Source organism: Massilia atriviolacea (genome assembly GCF_003953935.1).
In the GTDB taxonomy this organism is placed as follows: Bacteria; Pseudomonadota; Gammaproteobacteria; order Burkholderiales; family Burkholderiaceae_D; genus Telluria_A; species Telluria_A atriviolacea.
This window is the reverse complement of sequence record NZ_RXLQ01000007.1, coordinates 151,245-170,413: the sequence shown is the minus strand read 5'-3', so window position 1 is coordinate 170,413 and position 19,169 is coordinate 151,245. Positions and strand designations below refer to the sequence as shown.

Annotated in this window: 13 protein-coding genes; 11 read left to right on the top strand and 2 right to left on the bottom strand. The window is 65.8% G+C overall.

Annotated elements, in window-relative coordinates:
- Positions 1-6: 6 nt before the first annotated feature.
- Positions 7-492 carry an SRPBCC family protein gene (locus EJB06_RS14830; protein ID WP_126074808.1) on the bottom strand — a complete coding sequence of 162 codons (486 nt, stop codon included), beginning with the start codon at positions 490-492 and terminating at the stop codon, positions 7-9.
- Positions 493-635: 143 nt separating this feature from the next.
- Between EJB06_RS14830 and EJB06_RS14825 the strand changes: the two genes are divergently transcribed.
- Complete coding sequence (locus EJB06_RS14825) at positions 636-1,172, top strand: DUF1003 domain-containing protein (protein WP_126074807.1); 537 nt, start codon at positions 636-638, stop codon at positions 1,170-1,172.
- Here EJB06_RS14825 and EJB06_RS14820 read toward each other — a convergent pair.
- A complete protein-coding gene (locus EJB06_RS14820) occupies positions 1,169-2,104 on the bottom strand; it encodes a LysR family transcriptional regulator (protein ID WP_126074806.1) in 936 nt (311 codons plus the stop codon). The genes EJB06_RS14825 and EJB06_RS14820 overlap by 4 nt on opposite strands.
- 100 nt (positions 2,105-2,204) lie before the next feature.
- Here EJB06_RS14820 and EJB06_RS14815 point away from each other — a divergent pair, with 100 nt between their 5' ends.
- From EJB06_RS14815 to EJB06_RS14770, 10 genes are all read left to right on the top strand, one after another.
- Complete coding sequence (locus EJB06_RS14815; protein ID WP_126074805.1) at positions 2,205-3,197, top strand: zinc-binding alcohol dehydrogenase family protein; 993 nt, start codon at positions 2,205-2,207, stop codon at positions 3,195-3,197.
- A 170-nt stretch (positions 3,198-3,367) separates the two neighbouring features.
- Positions 3,368-4,951: an integrase gene (locus EJB06_RS14810; protein WP_229427094.1), complete on the top strand. Its 1,584-nt coding sequence runs from the start codon at positions 3,368-3,370 to the stop codon at positions 4,949-4,951.
- A 98-nt stretch (positions 4,952-5,049) separates the two neighbouring features.
- The gene (locus EJB06_RS14805; protein WP_126074804.1) at positions 5,050-7,110 is read left to right on the top strand and encodes a UvrD-helicase domain-containing protein; all 2,061 of its coding nucleotides are present in this window, start codon (positions 5,050-5,052) and stop codon (positions 7,108-7,110) included.
- A 76-nt stretch (positions 7,111-7,186) separates the two neighbouring features.
- Entirely contained in the window at positions 7,187-7,672 is a 486-nt protein-coding gene (locus tag EJB06_RS14800) for a cache domain-containing protein (protein WP_229427093.1), read from the top strand.
- Positions 7,673-7,840: 168 nt separating this feature from the next.
- The gene (locus EJB06_RS14795) at positions 7,841-10,276 is read left to right on the top strand and encodes an Ig-like domain-containing protein (RefSeq protein WP_126074803.1); all 2,436 of its coding nucleotides are present in this window, start codon (positions 7,841-7,843) and stop codon (positions 10,274-10,276) included.
- 239 nt (positions 10,277-10,515) lie between these two features.
- Positions 10,516-13,728 (top strand): Ig-like domain-containing protein, encoded by a 3,213-nt coding sequence (locus EJB06_RS32230; protein WP_126074802.1) that lies wholly within the window; start codon positions 10,516-10,518, stop codon positions 13,726-13,728.
- Positions 13,729-13,974: 246 nt separating this feature from the next.
- Positions 13,975-15,612 (top strand): DUF4214 domain-containing protein, encoded by a 1,638-nt coding sequence (locus EJB06_RS14785; protein WP_126074801.1) that lies wholly within the window; start codon positions 13,975-13,977, stop codon positions 15,610-15,612.
- Between the two features lie 61 nt (positions 15,613-15,673).
- Positions 15,674-16,555, top strand: a complete 882-nt coding sequence (locus EJB06_RS14780) for a DUF4214 domain-containing protein (protein WP_126074800.1) — start codon at positions 15,674-15,676, stop codon at positions 16,553-16,555.
- Positions 16,556-16,592: 37 nt separating this feature from the next.
- Positions 16,593-16,796 (top strand): SlyX family protein, encoded by a 204-nt coding sequence (locus EJB06_RS14775; protein ID WP_126074799.1) that lies wholly within the window; start codon positions 16,593-16,595, stop codon positions 16,794-16,796.
- Positions 16,797-16,980: 184 nt separating this feature from the next.
- On the top strand, positions 16,981-19,104 hold the full coding sequence (locus EJB06_RS14770; protein WP_126074798.1) for a M3 family metallopeptidase: 2,124 nt from the start codon (positions 16,981-16,983) through the stop codon (positions 19,102-19,104).
- Positions 19,105-19,169: the final 65 nt, after the last annotated feature.

Here is a 19,169-nt window from a genome sequence, read left to right as displayed (position 1 = left end):
CGCCCCTCAGTTCAGGTAACTGGCATCGAGCCGTCCCGCCGCCGCCATCTCGCGCACGATGCGGATGGTGTCGATATCGGCCTCCTGGTAGGCCGATTTCTTGTATTCGTCGTACATGGCATTGACCCGGTCGGTCTCTTCGTCGTGCCCGTCGTCGTACCTGAAGCGCACGAACAGGGTGTGCTCGGCCGGCGCTTCGATCGTCACGGTCAGGCTGGACGCGGCGATCTCGCCCTGTTCCGGCACCTCGTAGCGCACTTCCTGCAGCGGCGTGAGCAGCACGCGGTCGACCACCACCAGCTCGCCGAAACGCCGGCTGCGCCGGAAACTGCCGCTGTCGCGCTCGTCGATCGTGCATTCGTCCAGGTGCGGCACGAACAGCTTGGGCATTTCCGCCGACAGCACCAGCCCGCGCCACAGCTGCTCGCGCGTGAGCGCATCGATCAGCGGGTTCAAGGGATCGTTAATTTCAATCAAATGTTCAAATTTCATGGAGCTCCGACTCGTCGTTGAAGGGCATGGCAGCCCGGATAGTGCGATGGTAACGCAAGCGATCTGTGCGCGCTGAAAAGTGATCTGCGGATACACTGTTATCGAGCAGACAACCTGTCCGCACCATCAGCGAAGAACAGCCCATGAGGACCACCCGTAAAGATTACCTGGCGCACATCGAGGAAATGCAAAAGCGCAGCGACGACACCGTGGCGCGGCACATCGCCGAACGGCGCGCGCTCACCCCCAGCCAGCCCGATCCGGAGGACGACGCCACCTTCGGCCAGCGCGCGGCCGACGCCGTGGCCCGCTTCGGCGGCTCCTGGACCTTCATTCTGCTGTTCGCGCTGGTGCTGGTGGCCTGGGTGGTGCTCAATTCCTTCCTGCTCACGCGCGGCGGCGCCAAGCCCTTCGATCCCTTTCCCTACATCCTGCTGAACCTGTTTCTCTCGATGCTGGCCTCGATCCAGGCGCCGGTGATCCTGATGTCGCAAAACCGCCAGGGCGAAATCGACCGCCTCAACGCCCGTAACGATTACGAAATCAACCTCAAGGCCGAGCTGGAAATCATGGCCCTGCACGAAAAGATGGATGCCTTCAAGCTGCAGTTGCTCGAAATGCAGCATGAACAGCTGCGCCTGCTCAACCTGCTGTGCGAGGACAACGAGGCGGCCGGTTAATTGCCGATGCCGTCAAGGCCGGTCTGCGCCAAGCCCTCGTCCCAATACGGGGTCGGCCCGAAGCGCGCGGCAAAGTAATCGATGAAGGCTTGCGTCTTGGGCGGCAGGAAACTGCGGTTCAGATACTGCGCCGAGACCACCGAATGCAAGGCCATCGGATACCCCGGCAGCAGCGGCAGCAGGGCGCCGCTCTTGAGCTGCTGATAGACCGCCCAGGTCGATTGCAGCGCGATCCCCAGGCCGGCCATGGCGGCGTCGCGCATCGCTTCGCCGTTATCGCTGCGCATCCGTCCGCCCACCCGCACGCTGAGCAGGCTGCCGTCAGTATCGCGGAAATTCCATGGATTGATTCCTTCCAACACCAGGCACTGGTGCCGTACCAGGTCCTGCGGGCGCTGCGGCGTGCCGTGCCGCGCCAGGTAGCCGGGCGAGGCCACCAGCAGCAGGCGGCTGGGCGCCAGCACGCGCGCGACCAGGGCCGAATCGTGCAGCGGCCCGTTGCGGATGGTGACGTCGATGCCGTTGGCGGCCAGGTCGATCACCTTGTCCGACAGGCGCAGGTCGAGCTGCAGGCCCGGATAGCGCTCCATGAATGCCGGCAGCCAGGGCATCAGGTGCAAGCGTCCGAAGGAGACCGAGGCCGCCACCCGCAGCAAGCCCTGCGGTTCGCGTCCGGTCCCGACCGAGGCGTGCGCCTGTTCGGCGGCGTCGAGCAGGGCCACGGCGCGCTCCAGGAAGGTTTCGCCATCCTGGGACAGGGCGATCTGGCGCGTGGTCCGGTGCAGCAGGCGCGCGCCCAGCTGGCGTTCGAGCTGGGCCATGCGCGCGCTGGAGGCGGCCGGCGACAGGCCGAATTCGCGTCCGGCGGCCGACAGGTTGCGGGTGGCGCAGACCCGCACGAACAGCGCCACATCGGTCAGGTCGAGATGCATTGTCTTGTTTTGGTGAAGAGATATTCAATCATTATGCCAATTATCAATCGAATCGGCGCGCTCTACACTCGCTCATCTGTCAACCAAACAAGGAAACAACATGAAAGCCATTGCCGTCATCAACGGAGCGCTGCACGACGTCAATCTGCCGGTCCCGCAGCCGCAAGGGCGCGACCTGGTGGTCCGGGTCGAGGCGATCTCGGTCAATCCGGTCGACTTCAAGCAGCGCAAGGCTGCCGCCCACGATGGCGAGCCGCAGCTGCTCGGCTGGGATGTGGCCGGCACCGTCAGCGCGGTCGGCCCGCAGGCCAGCCTGTTCAAGGTGGGCGATGCGGTGTACTACGCGGGCAGCGTCGTGCGTCCGGGCGCCAACAGCGAGTTCCATGCGGTGGACGAGCGCATCGTCGGGCGCAAGCCGGCCAGCCTGAGCGCGGAGCAGGCGGCCGCGCTGCCGCTGACCAGCATCACCGCGTGGGAAGCGCTGTTCGAGCGCCTGGGGGTGTCGCGCAGCGGCGCCGATGAGGGCAAGTCGGTGCTGATGATCGGCGGCGCCGGCGGGGTCGGCTCGATCGCGATCCAGCTGGCCAAGAAACTGGCGAAGCTGAACGTGATCGCGACCGCCTCGCGCCGCGCCTCGAGCCAGTGGTGCCGGGCGCTGGGGGCCGACCATGTGATCGATCACCATGGCGACATGCCGGCCCAGCTGGCCGCGCTGGGCCTGGCGCAAGTCGATTTCATCCTGTGCCTGAACGATATCGACCCGCATTTCGCGGCCATGGCCACGGCCATCGCGCCGCAGGGCAAGATCTGCGCGATCGTGCGCAACGAGCGGCCGCTGCCGATGGACCTGCTGTTCGCCAAGAGCGTGACGATGGTATTCGAGATGATGTTCACGCGCTCGATGTTCGGCACCGCCGACATGATCGAACAGCACACGCTGCTGGGCGAGGTGGCGGCGCTGGTCGACGCCGGCGTGCTGACCACCACGCTGGGGGAAAACGGCGGCAGGATCGATGCCGCCAACCTGGCGCGCGCCCACGCGGCGCTGGAGGCGGGGCGGACGATCGGGAAGATCGTGTTGTCGGGATTCTAGTCGACGGCACCGCGCAAAAAAGCCCTGTGTTGAACGACGTTCAACGCAGGGCTTTTTTTGTAGCTGGGGGAACGAGCCAATGACAGTGAGCGGTTAAACTATCACCTTGGTTTGGGTCGAACCCCACATAGACGGTGGGGCTAGAGAGTGATCGGTAACTGACTAGCCGAATGCGTATTTTCCATCCGATGACCACCTCTGTCAATCCGCTTGAAAACCTGGCGCTTGTACGGCTGCTCGAGTTCCTTTCCGACAGCAGTTCGTGGAGCCGCTCCCTCTGGGGTATCGGCGTCGTGCTGGCGCTCGACGAGCTGTATGAGGCCTGCGCGGTCATGGCTCAGGGGCATCTCAGCGAAGCTGCCGTCAAGCGGCTGATCTCGTCGCTGAACAAGCGGGTTGGATTGCACCCCGGATTCACCGGTGCGGAAAAGAAGGTGCTTCATCAGCAGCTTCAGCAGGTGCCTCGCCCTGACAGCGTTGCCCATTACACCATCCGGCAGATGTCCGCCCTGGTCTCGACCGATTACTTGCTGAGGTGGGAACGGGTAGTCGCTTCCGGCAATCTGACTGTGGAATTCTTTGCACGCAGCGTTGCAGGCCACCTGCTTGATGCCGGGTTTTCGGGGCAGTTCCTGCGCGACTTCATCAACGCACGCATTCGTGAGAGCACACCCTTTTCGCTTGCGCAACTGTGCGGCGATCTGCATCGGGAAATGACCGCCAGTCCGCCACGCGACATGGACGTGCTGCTCGCGTTCGGCACGATCCCCCGGCTCGTAAGCGGGGTGCCGCCATCCTGGCTGCAAGGACCGCAGGTCACTGGCTGGCTGAGGGCGCACGGCTTCGATACCGCCGGCGTTCGTGCCCCGGTGGCGCTGGTTCTGAAGGTCAGGGCGCGCGACCTGGAAGGGGCGGCGCAGCGCGCGCGCAGCGAATCCGACCGCTACGCGGCGCGCGCATTGCTGGCAACCGGCCAGCAGTTGAACCGCTTACCTAAGCTATGGGTGGCAGGCGCCGCCGCGCCATTCGATCTAAACCACGATCGCCGTGGTGTCGAAGTCAAGGAGCTGTATCGGGAAGACCGGATCTTCTCTGCCGACACCAACAAAAGCGTCGATGCTGCGCTGGAACTGCTTGCCCATCTGGACGGTAGCTCGCCGGTGGCGGCGGTGGCGGGGGGCTGGGGCGCGATTGAAGGCTTGCTGGCGCCGCCAAGCGACCGATCGGCAGCGGCGGACAACCTGGCCGCCCTCGTGACCTGTTCCTTCCCGCGCGCCGAACTGACCAGATTGGCGCATCTGGTCCGGCGGCACTGCCCGGGTCGTTCTCAGGCGCTCGACAGTGCGGCGAGCAATCGCGAACGTGCTCGCCTTGTCGGCGCGATGATCATTGCCGGCAGCATGCCGCCGCTGCCGGGCTTGAGCGATCAGGCCGCCGTGACGCGGATGCGCAAACTGTTCCAAAATCCAAAGGTGGAGCTGGACGTCATCCGGGAAGTGATTTCCGATGCCTTCCATCGGCTGTATCGGCAGAGAAACCTGATTTTGCATGGGGGTAAGCTCGACAGCGTGGCGCTGACCCCGGGTCTGCGCACGGTGGCAAAACTGGCCGGCGCCGGCATGGATCGTGTCACCCATGGACACTACGTCCAGCATCTGAAGCCGCTCGATCTGGTCGCCAAAGCCAACGTGGCCCTGGCGCTGGCCGATGCCGCCAACCCGCTCGCGTGCGTCGAATTGCTTGAGACGGGCTGACGCCAGGTCCGATCTGGCGCAGGCGCGATGTCCTAGCCGGAAACCCCCTGTCCTTACGTTACAATGGGCAGTTGTCCCCCACCAGATTGCCCCGCCCGATGTCCACCACCCCCAGTTTCGGCCTGAACGTTCCCCAGAGCGAAGCGGTCATGTATCTCGACGGCCCCTGCCTGGTGCTGGCCGGCGCCGGCTCGGGCAAGACGCGCGTGATCACGCAAAAAATCGCGCACCTGATCGAGGACCGCGGCTACGATCCGCGCACCATCGCCGCCCTGACCTTCACCAACAAGGCCGCGCTGGAAATGCAGGAGCGCATCGCCAAGCTGCTCAAGCAGCCGCGCCAGGCCAAGCAGCTCACCGTCTCCACCTTCCACTCGCTGGGCGTGAAAATCCTGCGCCAGGAAGCGGCCGGGGTGGGCCTGAAGGACCGCTTTTCCATCATGGACAGCGACGATTGCTTCGGCCTGGTCCAGGACCTGGCCATCACCACCGACAAGCAACTGATCCGCAGCATCCAGAATTCCATTTCGCTCTGGAAAAACGCCCTGGTCGACCCGGAAGACGCGATCCGGCATGCCAAGGATGAAGACGAAGCCTCGGCCGCGCGCGTGTTCCGCAGCTACGTGGCGACCCTGGCGGCTTACCAGGCGGTCGATTTCGACGACCTGATCCGCCTGCCGGTGGAACTGTTCCGCAACAACGATCCGATCCGCGACAAATGGCAGCGCCGCCTGCGCTACCTGCTCATGGACGAGTATCAGGACACCAACACCTGCCAGTACGAACTGGTCAAGCTGCTGGTCACCGGGATCGGCAAGAAACCCATGTTCACCGCCGTGGGCGACGACGACCAGGCCATCTACGCCTGGCGCGGCGCCTCGGTGGAAAACCTGAAGACCCTGGGCGACGATTTCCCGGACTTGCGCGTCATCAAGCTCGAACAGAATTACCGCTCGACCACGCGCATCCTGCAGGCGGCCAACGCGGTCATTTCGAACAATCCCAAGCTGTTCGAAAAAGCCCTGTGGTCCGAGCACGGCCTGGGCGAGCCGATCACCGTGCTGGGCATGCAGACCGACGACCAGGAAGCCGAGCAGGTGGCGATCATGATTTCGGCCGACCGCTTCCAGCGCAAGAACAAGTGGTCCGATTACGCGATCCTGTATCGCGGCAACCACCAGGCGCGCGTGATCGAGCAATGCCTGCGCAAGGAACGCATCCCGTACACGATTTCCGGCGGCCAGAGTTTTTTCGACAAGGCCGAGATCAAGGACATCATCAGCTACCTGCGCCTGATCGCCAACGATGGCGACGACCCGGCCTTCATCCGCGCCGTCACCACGCCCAAGCGCGGGGTCGGCATGGCGACGCTGGAAGTGCTGGGCGCGTTTTCCAAGCAGTGGAACTGCTCGCTGTTCGAGGCGACCTTCAAGGGCGGCATCGAAGCCAAATTGCCGGACCGCCAGTTGTTGCCCTTGCGCGCATTTTGCAACTTCATCAACCAGCTCGAAGCGCGCGCCAGCCGTCCCGGTCCGTCCGGCAGCGGCGAGAACGCGGCCGCCGTGCTGGACGACATGATGAAGGAGATCGCCTACGAGAGTTATCTGTACGATACCTTCGACGACCGCGCCGCCCAAAGCAAGTGGCAGAACGTGCTCGAATTTACCAACTGGCTCAAGGAGCGCGGCTGCGGCGGCAAGGATAAATCCGGCGAAGAAAAAAACCTGCTGGAACTGACCCAGATGGTGGCCTTGATGAGCATGCTGGAAGGCAAGGACGAAGAGCCCGACGCGGTGCGCATGTCGACCCTGCACGCCTCCAAGGGACTGGAGTTTCCGCACGTCTTCCTGGTCGGCGTGGAAGAGGGCATCCTGCCGCACAAGGGCGATCCCGACGCCTCGGTCGAGACCATCGGCGCGCGCATCCAGGAAGAACGGCGCCTGATGTACGTGGGCATCACGCGCGCCCAGCGCACCTTGTACATCACCTGGTGCAAGAAGCGCAAGCGCGCCGGCGAACAGGTGCATTGCGATGTTTCGCGTTTCATCAAGGAAATGGCGCTCGACGTCGGCGACGCCCCGCCCACCGAGGCCGAAACGCTCTCGCCCAAGGACCGCCTGGCCAGCCTCAAGGCCCTGCTTGCAACACCCAAAACTTAACGCTCGGCAGCACCTCGCAGAAGTGCTAGGATGGACCGGCGCGCCGCCGTGGCGCGCTTCGCCGAAGGGAGTTTCTATGTTGAAATTCAGTGCCATGTCGCATCGCGCCATCGTCGGCGCCATCCTGTCCCTGCCCCTGTCCCTGTGCGTCGCGCTGCCCGCCAGCGCCGACGAATTCGCCACCAAGCCGGAAGCCGAAGCCATGGTCAGGAAGACCATCGCCTACATGAAGGCCAACGGCAAGGAAAAGACTTACAGCGAGATCAACCGCAAGGACGGTCCCTTCACCGACCGCGACCTGTACATGGTCGCCTACGGTTTCGACGGCGTGGTGCGCGCGCACGGCGCCAATCCGAAAATGCTCAACAAAAACCTGATGGAGTTGAAGGACATCGACGGCAAGGCCTTCGTGAAAGAACGGGTCGAGATGGCGAAAAAGAATCCTTCTTTCTGGCAAGAATATAAGTTCACTAATCCGGTGAGCGGCAAGATTGAACCGAAGGCAATGTATTGCCAGCCAAGCGAGGATGTGATCGTCTGCGGTGGTGTTTATTTGCGATAAATTGCACGCACGATTCAAATTTTGTTTGACGGTAACTAGCGAGTTTGAAATACTGAATTCACCGCCGGCGCACGCGCCCGCCACTTTCCAAATCCGCCTGCCGGCGCCTGTCCGCGCGCCGGTTGCGCGTCATTTGGTCCCCCTCACTTCCAATGACGAGCACACAGCATGGCGACCGTATCCGACATCACCGTAACCCCCACCTCCGGCCTGATCCACATCGATGCCCTGCTCGACTCTGGCCCCGACTGGAACTATCTCACGCCGGCCGGCAACACCATCCTGTACACCTTCTCCGTCAGCTCCGGCAACGAAGCGAACCAGAGCGGCCAGAGCGCGTTTACCGCTTCCCAGCAAGCCCACGCGCGCACGGCGTTCGCGACCCTGGCGGCGCTGACCGGGATCACCTTCACCGAAACCGCGAACGGCCTGGCGGCCGATGTGCACCTGGCCTCGGTGAATATCGCGGGGGCCAATACGAGCGGCTTGTGCAGCTGGGCGTCGAGCTATAACTACCAGGGCAGCACCCTGACCGCCTACGATGCGCAAGCCTATGTCTATCTCGACAACGCCGAGTTCGGCGCCACCAACGCCAACCTCACGCCCGGCACCGAGGGATACCAGACCCTGCTGCACGAACTGGGCCATATGATCGGCCTCAAGCATCCGTTCGAAGGCGGCACCAATCTCGCGACGGGCGACGACAACACGTCCAACACCTTGCTGTCGTACACCAACGTGGGCGGCCCGTACAGCACCTTCAGCCCCTACGATGTGGCGGCCCTCAAGTGGCTGTACGGCGGCGACGGCCTGGGCGGCGCGCTCGGCATCAACTCGACGGGCGGCGGGCGCTACATCGCCGGCACCAGCTTCGCCAACACCCTGACCGGCGGCGCCGGCAACGACCGCCTGGAAGGCGACGGCGGCGACGATACGCTCAACGGCGGCAGCGGCACCGATACCGCCGTCTTCCGCGGCAATTACGCGTCCTACACCGTTACCGACCTCGGCAGCGGCTCGCTGCGCGTGACCGGCGCCGACGGCATGGATACCCTGAACTCGGTCGAAGTGCTGAAGTTCGACGACCAGAGCGTGCCGGCGCCCCAGGCCGGCACGCCGGGCGACACCACCGCGCCCGGCGCGCCGACGGCCAGCCTGGTCAAGAATGCCAACGGCTTTGTGTCCGGCAACAAGCCTGTCGTCAGCGGCAGCGCCGAAGCCAATGCCAAGGTCGAGGTGCTCAGCGGCGCGACCGTGGTCGCCACCACCACGGCCAGCGCCGGCGGCAGCTGGTCGGTCGCCACCAGCGCCCTGGCCGATGGCCTGAACCTGGTCTTGAGCGCGCGCGCCACCGATGCCGCCGGCAATGTCTCGCTTCCCAGCGCGGCGCTGGCGTTCAGCGTCGATACCGTGGCGCCGGCGGCGCCGAGCGCCAATGTGACGGTCGCGGCCAACGGCGCGGTCCAGTTCAGCGGCAGCGGCGAAGCCGGCAGCACGATCCGCCTGACCAATGCCAACGCCATCATCGCCGAAGGCACGGTCGCCGCGAACGGCAGCTGGAGCCTGGGCGGCAATGTCATGGCCAACGGCAGTTACGACGTCACGGTCAGCGCGCTCGACAAGGCCGACAACAGCAGCGTCGCCACCAAGCACCTGCTGTTTACGGTCGGGGCCAGCGGCATGATCGGCGGCAGCGCCGGCAACGATACCCTGCAGCCGACCACGGGCAACAACACCATCGACGGCGGCGCCGGCACCGACACCATCAACTACCCTACGCCGCGCGGCAATTACGACGTGGTGCGCGACGACAGCGGGTTCGTGGTCACCGACAAGGTCGGCAGCGGCGGCACCGACCTGCTGCGCAATGTCGAGGCGGTCAAGTTCAGCGACAGCACCCTCAAGCTCGAATACGACGACGTGGTGCAGGCGCTGTACCTGGCGTACTTCGGGCGCGCGGCCGATTCGGGCGGCCTGTCGGCCTTCCAGTCGCAACTGGTGAGCCTGAACGCGCCGCTGACGTTTTCGGCCGTCAGCGCGGCCTACGCCAAGAATGCCGGCCTGCACAGCCTGATCGACAGTTTCGGCACCAGCGCCGAATCGGCGGCCCTGTATCCGGGCAGCACCGGCGCCTTCATCACGGCCGTCTACCAGAACATCTTCAACCGCGCGCCGGACGCCGGCGGCGCGGCGTTCTGGACCAATGCGATCGACAGCGGCAACCTGTCGCGCGCCAACGCCTCGCTGTCGATCATGGCCGGCGCGCTGGAAAACACCACGGCCCAGGGTTTGCTCGACGGTAAGCTGGTCAACAACAAGATCGTCATCGCCTCCGACTTCACCCTGGCCATCGACACCCCGGCCGAAGTGGGCAGCTATGCCAGCGCGGAGGCCGCCGCCACCGTGCGCGCCATGCTCGGCACCGTCACCGCCAACACCGACATCGCGGCCTTCCAGGCCACCATCGCCAGCACCTTGCTGAAGATGGGCGGCGCCGGGGCCGGGGCCGCCGCGGCGTCGTCCTTGTACGAAGCGGCGCTGCCGGAGCAGCAGATCGCCCTGGTCGGACTGCACAGCGCTTCCCTGATCGAACTGCCGATGTAAGCGTCGGCGCGCCAGGCCAGCCGCGTTCAGGCCGGCGCCGTCCCTTGCGGGCGGCGCCGGCTTTTTTTTACCGCGCGTGTGGCCGGACATGCACATTTCATAATTTGTTTGACGTCAATACTGAAATTTGGAATACTGCGCGCTTGTCGAGTAAACGCGGCAACATTCCAATCTGTTGCCGGGCGTTCAACGCAAGTCCTCGTTTGGAAAGCTTTCCACATCCAATACGAGTAAATTTCATGGCAAACGTCTCCGATCTGAACACCGTCCTTTCCGGCCTGAACCACATCGACGCCCTGCTTGGCAGCGGTCCCGACTGGAACTATGTGACGCCTGCGGGCAACACCATCCGCTATACCTTTTCCATCGCTTCCCACAACGAAGGCGACAACAGCGCCGCGAACGGCCTGATGGCCTTCAGCGCGGGCCAGCAGAGCGGCGCGCGCGCAGCCCTGGCCACCCTGAGCGCGATCACCGGCATCGTGTTCGCCGAAACGGCCAACGGCGCCGACGCCGACGTGCACCTGGCCGCCAAGGACCTGGGCGGCGGCACGGCCGGCCTGGCCAGCTGGAGTTCCAGTTTCACCTACTCGGGCGAACGCCTGGTCACTTACCAGGCCGAAGCGTACGTCTACCTGGACGACACCGCCGCCGCCGCCGCCGGCAACGCCACCCTGGCGCCCGGCTCGGGCGGCCTGGAAATCCTGCTGCATGAACTGGGCCACATGATGGGCCTGAAACACCCGTTCCAGGATGCCATCCGCCTGCCGTCCGCCGAGGACAACACCAGCAACACGCTGCTGTCGTACACCAACTCGGGCGGCCCGTATTCCACCTTCAGCCCGTACGACGTGGCGGCCCTGAACTGGCTGTATGGCGGCGACGGCCTGGGCGGCGCGCTCGGCATCAACGCGACAGGCGGCGGACGCTACCTCACCGGCACCGTCCGCGCCGACAGCCTCGCCGGCGGCGCCGCCGACGACCGCCTCGAAGGCGGCGCCGGCAACGATACCCTCAACGGCGGCAACGGCAGCGATACCGCCGTGTTTCGCGGCAAGTATGCGTCCTACACCTTCGCCGACCTGGGCGGCGGCAAGCTGCGCGTGAGCGGCGCCGATGGCGTCGATACCTTGACTTCGGTGGAAGTGCTGAAGTTCGACGACCGCAGCGTGCAGGCCAGCCAGGTGCTGCCGCCGCCCGTCGTCACGCCACCGCCGGTGGTGACCCCGCCGGTCGTGACCCCGCCGCCGGTCGTGACCCCGCCGCCGGTCGTGACCCCGCCGCCGGTCGTGACCCCGCCGCCGGTCGTGACCCCGCCGCCGGTCGTGACCCCGCCGCCGGTCGTGACCCCGCCGCCGGTCGTGACCCCGCCGCCGGTCGTGACCCCGCCGCCGGTCGTGACCCCGCCGCCGGTCGTGACCCCGCCGCCGGTCGTGACCCCGCCGCCGGTCGTGACCCCGCCGCCGGTCGTGACCCCGCCGCCGGTCGTGACCCCGCCGCCGGTCGTGACCCCGCCGCCGGTCGTGACCCCGCCGCCGGTCGTGACCCCGCCGCCGGTCGTGACCCCGCCGCCGGTCGTGACCCCGCCGCCGGTCGTGACCCCGCCGCCGGTCGTGACCCCGCCGCCGGTCGTGACCCCGCCGCCGGTCGTGACCCCGCCGCCGGTCGTGACCCCGCCGCCGGTCGTGACCCCGCCGCCGGTCGTGACCCCGCCGCCGGTCGTGACCCCGCCGCCGGTCGTGACCCCGCCGCCGGTCGTGACCCCGCCGCCGGTCGTGACCCCGCCGCCGGTCGTGACCCCGCCGCCGGTCGTGACCCCGCCGCCGGTCGTGACCCCGCCGCCGGTCGTGACCCCGCCGCCGGTCGTGACCCCGCCGCCGGTCGTGACCCCGCCGCCGGTCGTGACCCCGCCGCCGGTCGTGACCCCGCCGCCGGTCACGCCACCTGCGGTCGACACCAGCGCGCCGGCGGCGCCGACGGCCAGCGTCGTCAAGAACGCCAACGGTTTTGTGGCGGGCAACAAGCCGGTTCTCAGCGGCAGCGCCGAAGCCAATGCCAAGGTCGAGGTGCTCAACGGCGCGAGCGTGGTCGCCACCACCAAGGCCAGCGCCAGCGGCACCTGGTCGGTCGCCACCAGCGCCCTGGCCGATGGCCTGAACCTGGCGCTGACCGTGCGCGCCACTGATGCGGCCGGCAATGTCTCGGCCAAGAGCGCGGCGCTGGCGTTCAGCGTCGACACCGTGGCGCCAGCGGCGCCGACGGCCAGCGCGATCGTCGCGGCCGACGGCGCGGTGCGCTTCAGCGGCAGCGGCGAAGCCGGCAGCACGATCCGCCTGAGCAACGGCAATGCCGTCATCGCCGAAGGCACGGCCGGCGCGAACGGCAGCTGGAACCTGGGCGGCAACGTCCTGGCCAAGGGCAATTACGACCTGACAGTCAGCGCGCTCGACCAGGCCGGGAACGCCAGCACGGCCGCCAGTCACCTGGTGTTCGCGGTCGGCGCGCCAGCCACGCCGGCCACGCCCGGCACGCTCGCCGGCACGCCCGGCAACGATGTGTTTCGCCTGCCTGCCGGCAGCAACCTCATCGATGGCGGCGCCGGCAGCGACACGGTGACCTTCAGCGGCCCGCGCGCCGGCTACAGCGTGGTGCGCGGCGATGGCGGTTTCGTGGTGACCGACAAGGGGACGGGCGGCGCGGTGAATGTGTTGCGCAATATCGAGAGCATCAACTTCAACGGCGCCATGCTCCGGCTCGACTACGACGACGTGGTGCAGGCGCTGTACCTGGCGTACTTCGGGCGCGCGGCCGATTCGGCCGGCCTTGAGGCCTTCCAGTCGCAACTGGGCGGCCTCAAGGCGCCGACCACGTTTGCGGCCATCAGCGCGGCCTACGACAGGGATGCCGGACTGCACAGCCTGGTCGACAGCTTCGGCGCCAGCGCCGAGTCGGCGGCGCTGTATCCGGGCAGCACGGGCGCCTTCATCGACGCCGTCTACAAGAACATCTTCAACCGCGCGCCCGACGCCGGCGGCGCGGCGTTCTGGAGCAACGCGATCGACAGCGGCAACCTGTCGCGCGCCAACGCCTCGCTGTCGATCATGGCCGGGGCGCTGCAAAACACCAGCGCCCAGGGCGTGCTCGACGCCAAGCTGGTCAACAACAAGATCACCATCGCTTCCGACTTCACCCTGGCCATCGATACCTCGGCCGAAGTGAGCAGCTACACCAGCGCGGCCGCGGCCGCCGCCGTGCGCGCCATGCTCGGCACGGTCAGCGCCAGCACCGACATCGCGGCCTTCCAGGCCACCATCGCCAGCACCTTGCTGAAGATGGGCGGCGCCGGGGTGCGCGGCGGCGGCGGCGCGTCCGCCTACGAGCCCGCACTGCCGGAGCAGGAGATCGGCCTGGTCGGAACGCACAGCCCGGGCTGGACCGACCTGCCGCTGTAACACCGCCGCCCCTCGGCCGCCGGCGCTCCCCCTTGCGGGCAGCGCCGGTTTTTTTTGTGGTTTATCGGTGCACGCGCGGCCCTTTCTGCCTGTTTTATAAGCAAATATTTGACGTCAATACTTTCTTTTGAGATACTTCTGGTATCCGCCGGTAATCTCCCCGGTCCATGCCTTCCGCCAGTCTGCCCGCCCGCGCCCTTGCGCGGCGCAGCGCGTCTCCGGCCCGCCTTCTCGCATAGCGCTTCCATGACCACTCTTTCCGACATCAAAGACACCAACCTGTCCGGCTTCAACCACATCGACGCCCTGCTCAGCGAAGGACCCGACTGGAACTTCCTCGGCGTCACCAGGCCCTACCTGAGCTATACCTTTTCCATCGCCAGCGGCAATGAAGAAGACCAGGGCGGGCAGAGCGCGTTTTCGCCGTCCCAGCAAGCCTGGGCGCGCAAGGCCTTTGCCTACCTGAGCGACGTGACCGGGGTCCAGTTCCAGGAAACCACGATCGGCAGCAGCGCCCAGATTCACCTGGCGCAGATAAATATCGAGAAGGAAAACGTCACCGGCCTGTCCAGCTGGTACACCTACTACACGCCGCCGCGCAGCACCTGGGGCAGCGCGCTGGTGAGCGATTACCGCGCCAACGCCTATGTCTACCTCGACAATGTGGAATTTCGCGCCGAGAATGCCGACCTGGCCCCGGGCGGGGCGGGCTACCAGGTGCTGCTGCACGAACTGGGCCACATGATGGGCCTGAAGCACCCCTTCGAGGGCGGCATCGAGCTGCCCTACGAGGATGACTACACCGCCAATACCCTGATGTCCTACGACCATCTCGATGAGGTCTACTACAGCACCTACAGCCAGTACGATATCGCCGCCTTCAACTTCATCTACGGCGGCGATGGCTTGCGCGGCAAGTACGGCATGGGCGGCAGCATGGAATACCTCACCGGCACCGAGGGCGACGAGCGCCTCAGCGGCACGGCGCGCAACGAACGGCTCGACGGCGTCGCCGGCGACGACAGCATCGACGGCCTGGCCGGTATCGACGAAGCCGGTTTCGGCGGGGTACGCGCGCATTACGACATTACCAAGATCGACGGCAGCTATGTGGTCACCGACCGCGTCGGCGATGACGGGCGCGACGTGCTGACGAATATCGAATCGCTGGTGTTTGCCGACCGCAGCATGTCCCTGGTCTACGAGTCGGTGGTGCAAGCCCTGTACGTCGGCTATTTCGGCCGCGCGGCCGATTACAACGGCATGCAGAGCTTCCAGCAGCAGTTGAATGCCCTGGGCGCGCCGGCCGACCTGCGCGGCCTGGCCGATGCCTACAGCAAGCATATCGGCCTGCGCGGGCTGATCGACAGCTTCGCCAGCAGCGCCGAGTCGGCCGCCCTGTATCCGGGCAATACCGGCACCTTCATCAAGGCCCTGTACCAGAACGTGTTCGGACGCGCCCCGGATGCCGGCGGACTGGCCTTCTGGAGCAATGCCATCGACAGCGGCGGCCTGTCGCGCGCCAACGCCTCGCTCTCGATCATGGCCGGCGCGCTCGACAACAAGACGACCCAGGGCATGCTCGACGCCAAGCTGGTCAACAACAAGCTGAGCGCCGCCTCGGGTTTCACCCTGATGATCGACACCGCCCAGGAAATCGCCGGCTACAGCGGCGCGACCGCTGCCGCGTCGGTGCGCAGCATGCTCGGCACGCTCACCCCGAGCACCGACATGCTGGCGTTCCAGTCCACCATCGGCGCCACCCTGAAGGTGATGTCGCTCGGTATCGCCAAGCCGGCCGCCGGCGTCGGCGATGATCTGCCTATCGCGCACGCGGAACTGATTGGGATCGGCTACCAGCCTTGGGAAGCGACGCTGGTATAGTGGGGGGAAGGGCGCCGGCCGCGGTGGCGGCGCCGTCGCGTTCGGATCGAAGGGACTTTCCATGCATGCTCAATTTAACGGCGGCGCCGGTGTCGACCAGTTCGGCTTTGCCGGCAAGCGCGCCGATTACAACATCACCAGCACGGCCGACGGCTACGCCGTGCTGCCCAAGAGCGGCGCCGGCGGCGGCATCCCCCTGCTGGTCGGCGTCGAGCTGTTCAAGTTTTCCGACAGCACCGTCAACGTCGAATACGACGAGGTGGTGCAGGCGCTGTACGTGGGCTATTTCGGCCGCGCCGCCGACGCCAAGGGCATGGGCAGCTTCCAGGAGCAGCTGGCCAGGCTGGACGCGCCGCACGATATCGTCGGCCTCAACAGGGCCTACGGCAGCAATCCGGCCCTGCGCCAGCTGATCGACAGTTTCGGCAAGAGCGCCGAATCGGACGCCCTGTATCCGGACGGCGTGGAAGCCTTCGTCGGCGCCGTCTACAAGAACGTGCTCGGACGCAGCGCCGACGCCGAGGGCCTGGCCTTCTGGAGCCACGCGATCGACAGCGGCGTGCTCTCGCAAGCGAATGCGGCCCTGTCGATCATGGCCGGCGCGCTGCAGAACACCACGCCGCAGGGCTTGCTCGACGCCAAACGCATCGACAACACCCTGGCGGTCGCGTCCGACTTCACCCTGGCGCTCGACCGCGATTCCGAAATCGCCGGCTATGCGGGCAGCCTGGCCGCCTCGATCGTGCGCGCCATGCTGGCCACGGTCAGCGCCGACAGCGACCTGGGACCGTTCCAGGCGGTCATCAAGCAGATGCTGTCGATCATGGCCGGCGAACTCGCCGCCGCCTTCGGCACGCCGCCGCCCGAGGCCGGGATGGATATCCCGCTGCAGCTGGTCGGCCAGGCGCCGCCGGAATGGGGCGACGCCTTCGCCCTGGCCTGACTGGCATAATGGCGGCTTTGCCCCCAAGGACGCCGCCGTGAGCCAGGAAGACCGTTTTGTCGATATCGAGATCAAGCTCGCGCACCAGGAAGACCTGGTCGAATCCCTGAACCGGATGGTGTACCAGCAAGGCCGTCGCATCGACCAGCTCGAAGCGATGGTCAACAAGCTGGCCGAGCACATCCGCAACAATGCCCAGTCGGGCCCGAACCTGCTCAACGAGCGCCCCCCGCACTACTGACCGTTCCCCCCAAGCCGCCCGTCAATACGGGCCTTGTTGCCCGAATATGCATATCGATATGCATATCTTATTGCGGATGACAGGCGTGTGACCATGCTGCTATGATCGTGCGCTGATGCGCTGCCGGCTACCCGTCGGCAGCTTTTACTTAGCGCCCGTGAAAGATGCCATGAACCGTCCAAACATGCTTATCCTTGCCGCCAGCCTGGCGCTGGTCAATGTCGCCGCCGTCGCCGCTCCTGCCGCCCCGGCCACCTCGCTGGCCGCCGCGAACCCGTTCGCCAAGCTCAGCACCTTGCCATTCCACTACCCGGCCTTCGACCAGATCAAGGACGAGCATTTCCTGCCCGCCTACGCGGCCGGCATGAGCGAGCACCTGCGCGAAGTCGACGCCATCGCCAACAACCGCAAGGCGCCGACCTTCGAGAACACCGTGGTGGCGCTGGAGCGCTCGGGCCAGCTGCTCACGCGCGTGGCGACCACCTTCTCGGCCCTGCAGGGCGCTAACACCAACGATACGCTCGATGCCATCGACCGCGAAATGTCGCCCAAGCTGGCCGCGCACAACGATGCCGTCTTCCTCAACGACAAGCTGTACCAGCGCGTGAAGACCCTGTACGACAAGCGCGCCAAGCTCGGCCTGGACGCCGAATCGAAGCACCTGCTCGAGCGCTACCACAAGGACTTCGTGCGCGCCGGCGCCAAGCTGTCGGCGCAAGACAAGGAAAAGCTGAAAGCCTTCAACAGCGAAATCGCCACCATGCAGACCACGTTCACCCAGAACGTGCTCAAGGAAACCAACGCCTCGGCGCTGATCGTCGACACCCGCGCCGAACTGGCCGGCATGAGCGAGGCCGCCATCGACGCCGCCGCCGCCGACGCCAAGACGCGCGGCCATGAAGGCAAATTCGCCATCGCCCTGGTCAACACCAGCGGCCAGCCGCCGCTGGCGGTGCTGACCAACCGCGCCGTGCGCGAACGCCTGATGAATGCGTCCCTGACGCGCGGCAGCCGCGGCGGCGAATTCGACAACCGTGGCGTGGTCGTCAAGCTGGCCAAGCTGCGCGCCGAACGCGCGGCCCTGCTCGGCTATCCGAACTTCGCCGCCTACTCGCTGGAAGACCAGACCGCCAAGGATACGGGCGCCGTCAACAAGCTGCTGTCGGAACTGGCCAAGCCGGCCGTGACCAATGCGCGCAAGGAAGCGGACGATATCCAGAAAGTCATCGACGCCGAGAAGGGTGGATTCAAGGTCGGCGCGGCCGACTGGGCCTTCTACACCGACAAGGTGCGCGCCCAGCGCTTCAATTTCGACGAGAACCAGCTCAAGCCGTACTTCGAGCTCGACAACGTGCTGGTCAAGGGCGTGTTCTTCGCGGCCGAAAAGCTGTACGGCCTCAAATTCAAGGAACGCAAGGACCTGCCGGTGTACAACCCGGACGTGCGCGTGTTCGACGTGTTCGATGCCAACGGCAAGCAGCTGGCGATCTTCCTGGCCGATATGTACGCACGCAGCAACAAGCAGGGCGGGGCGTGGATGAACGAATACGTGTCGCAGTCGGGCCTGATGGGCACGCGCTCGGTCGTTGCCAACCACCTCAACATTCCCAAGCCGCCGAAGGGCGAGCCGACCCTGCTGACGGTCGATGAAGTCAAGACCACCTTCCACGAATTCGGCCACGCGCTGCACGGCATGTTCTCGAACGTGAAATACCCGCGCTTCTCGGGCACCAACGTCCCGCGCGACTTCGTCGAGTACCCCTCGCAGGTCAATGAAATGTGGATGATCGCGCCGGAAGTGCTGGCCAACTACGCCAGGCACTACAAGACCGGCGAAGCGATGCCGAAGGAATTGCTGGACAAGGTCATCGCCTCGAAGAAATTCAACCAGGGTTTCCTGACCACCGAATACCTGGCCGCCTCGCTGGTCGACCAGCGCTGGCACCAGCTGGGCGCGGCGCAAGTCCCGACCGACGTGCTCGCTTTCGAAGCGGCCGCGCTGAAGGAAGCCGGCGTCGATTTCGCGCCGGTGCCGCCGCGCTACCGCACCACCTACTTCTCGCATAGTTTCTCGGGCGGTTATTCGGCCGGTTACTACGCTTACCTGTGGAGCGAGAAGCTGGACGCCGACACGGTCGAATGGTTCAAGGAAAATGGCGGATTGCAGCGCAAGAACGGCGACCATTTCCGCAAGACCTTGCTCTCGCGCGGCGGCACGGCCGATGCGCTCGACCTGTTCCGCAACTTCCGCGGCCGCGAACCGAAAATCGAACCGCTGCTCAATCGCCGCGGTCTGAACGGTAACTGAGCCTGCGCCCAGGCGTCACCGTTTCAAGCAGTTCGCTATCCTCAAAACCGTGGTTCCCGCCTGCG

What these genes read in the sequence shown, in the direction of transcription:
- EJB06_RS14810 (WP_229427094.1), top strand. Translation starts at nt 3,368, where the DNA reads ATGCGTATTTTCCATCCGATGACCACCTCTGTCAATCCGCTTGAAAAC.
- EJB06_RS14785 (WP_126074801.1), top strand. Translation starts at nt 13,975, where the DNA reads ATGACCACTCTTTCCGACATCAAAGACACCAACCTGTCCGGCTTCAAC.
- EJB06_RS14770 (WP_126074798.1), top strand. Translation starts at nt 16,981, where the DNA reads ATGCTTATCCTTGCCGCCAGCCTGGCGCTGGTCAATGTCGCCGCCGTC.
- EJB06_RS14820 (WP_126074806.1), bottom strand. Translation starts at nt 2,104, where the DNA reads ATGCATCTCGACCTGACCGATGTGGCGCTGTTCGTGCGGGTCTGCGCC.
- EJB06_RS14800 (WP_229427093.1), top strand. Translation starts at nt 7,187, where the DNA reads ATGTTGAAATTCAGTGCCATGTCGCATCGCGCCATCGTCGGCGCCATC.
- EJB06_RS14815 (WP_126074805.1), top strand. Translation starts at nt 2,205, where the DNA reads ATGAAAGCCATTGCCGTCATCAACGGAGCGCTGCACGACGTCAATCTG.
- EJB06_RS14805 (WP_126074804.1), top strand. Translation starts at nt 5,050, where the DNA reads ATGTCCACCACCCCCAGTTTCGGCCTGAACGTTCCCCAGAGCGAAGCG.
- EJB06_RS14830 (WP_126074808.1), bottom strand. Translation starts at nt 492, where the DNA reads ATGAAATTTGAACATTTGATTGAAATTAACGATCCCTTGAACCCGCTG.
- EJB06_RS14780 (WP_126074800.1), top strand. Translation starts at nt 15,674, where the DNA reads ATGCATGCTCAATTTAACGGCGGCGCCGGTGTCGACCAGTTCGGCTTT.
- EJB06_RS32230 (WP_126074802.1), top strand. Translation starts at nt 10,516, where the DNA reads ATGGCAAACGTCTCCGATCTGAACACCGTCCTTTCCGGCCTGAACCAC.
- EJB06_RS14825 (WP_126074807.1), top strand. Translation starts at nt 636, where the DNA reads ATGAGGACCACCCGTAAAGATTACCTGGCGCACATCGAGGAAATGCAA.
- EJB06_RS14795 (WP_126074803.1), top strand. Translation starts at nt 7,841, where the DNA reads ATGGCGACCGTATCCGACATCACCGTAACCCCCACCTCCGGCCTGATC.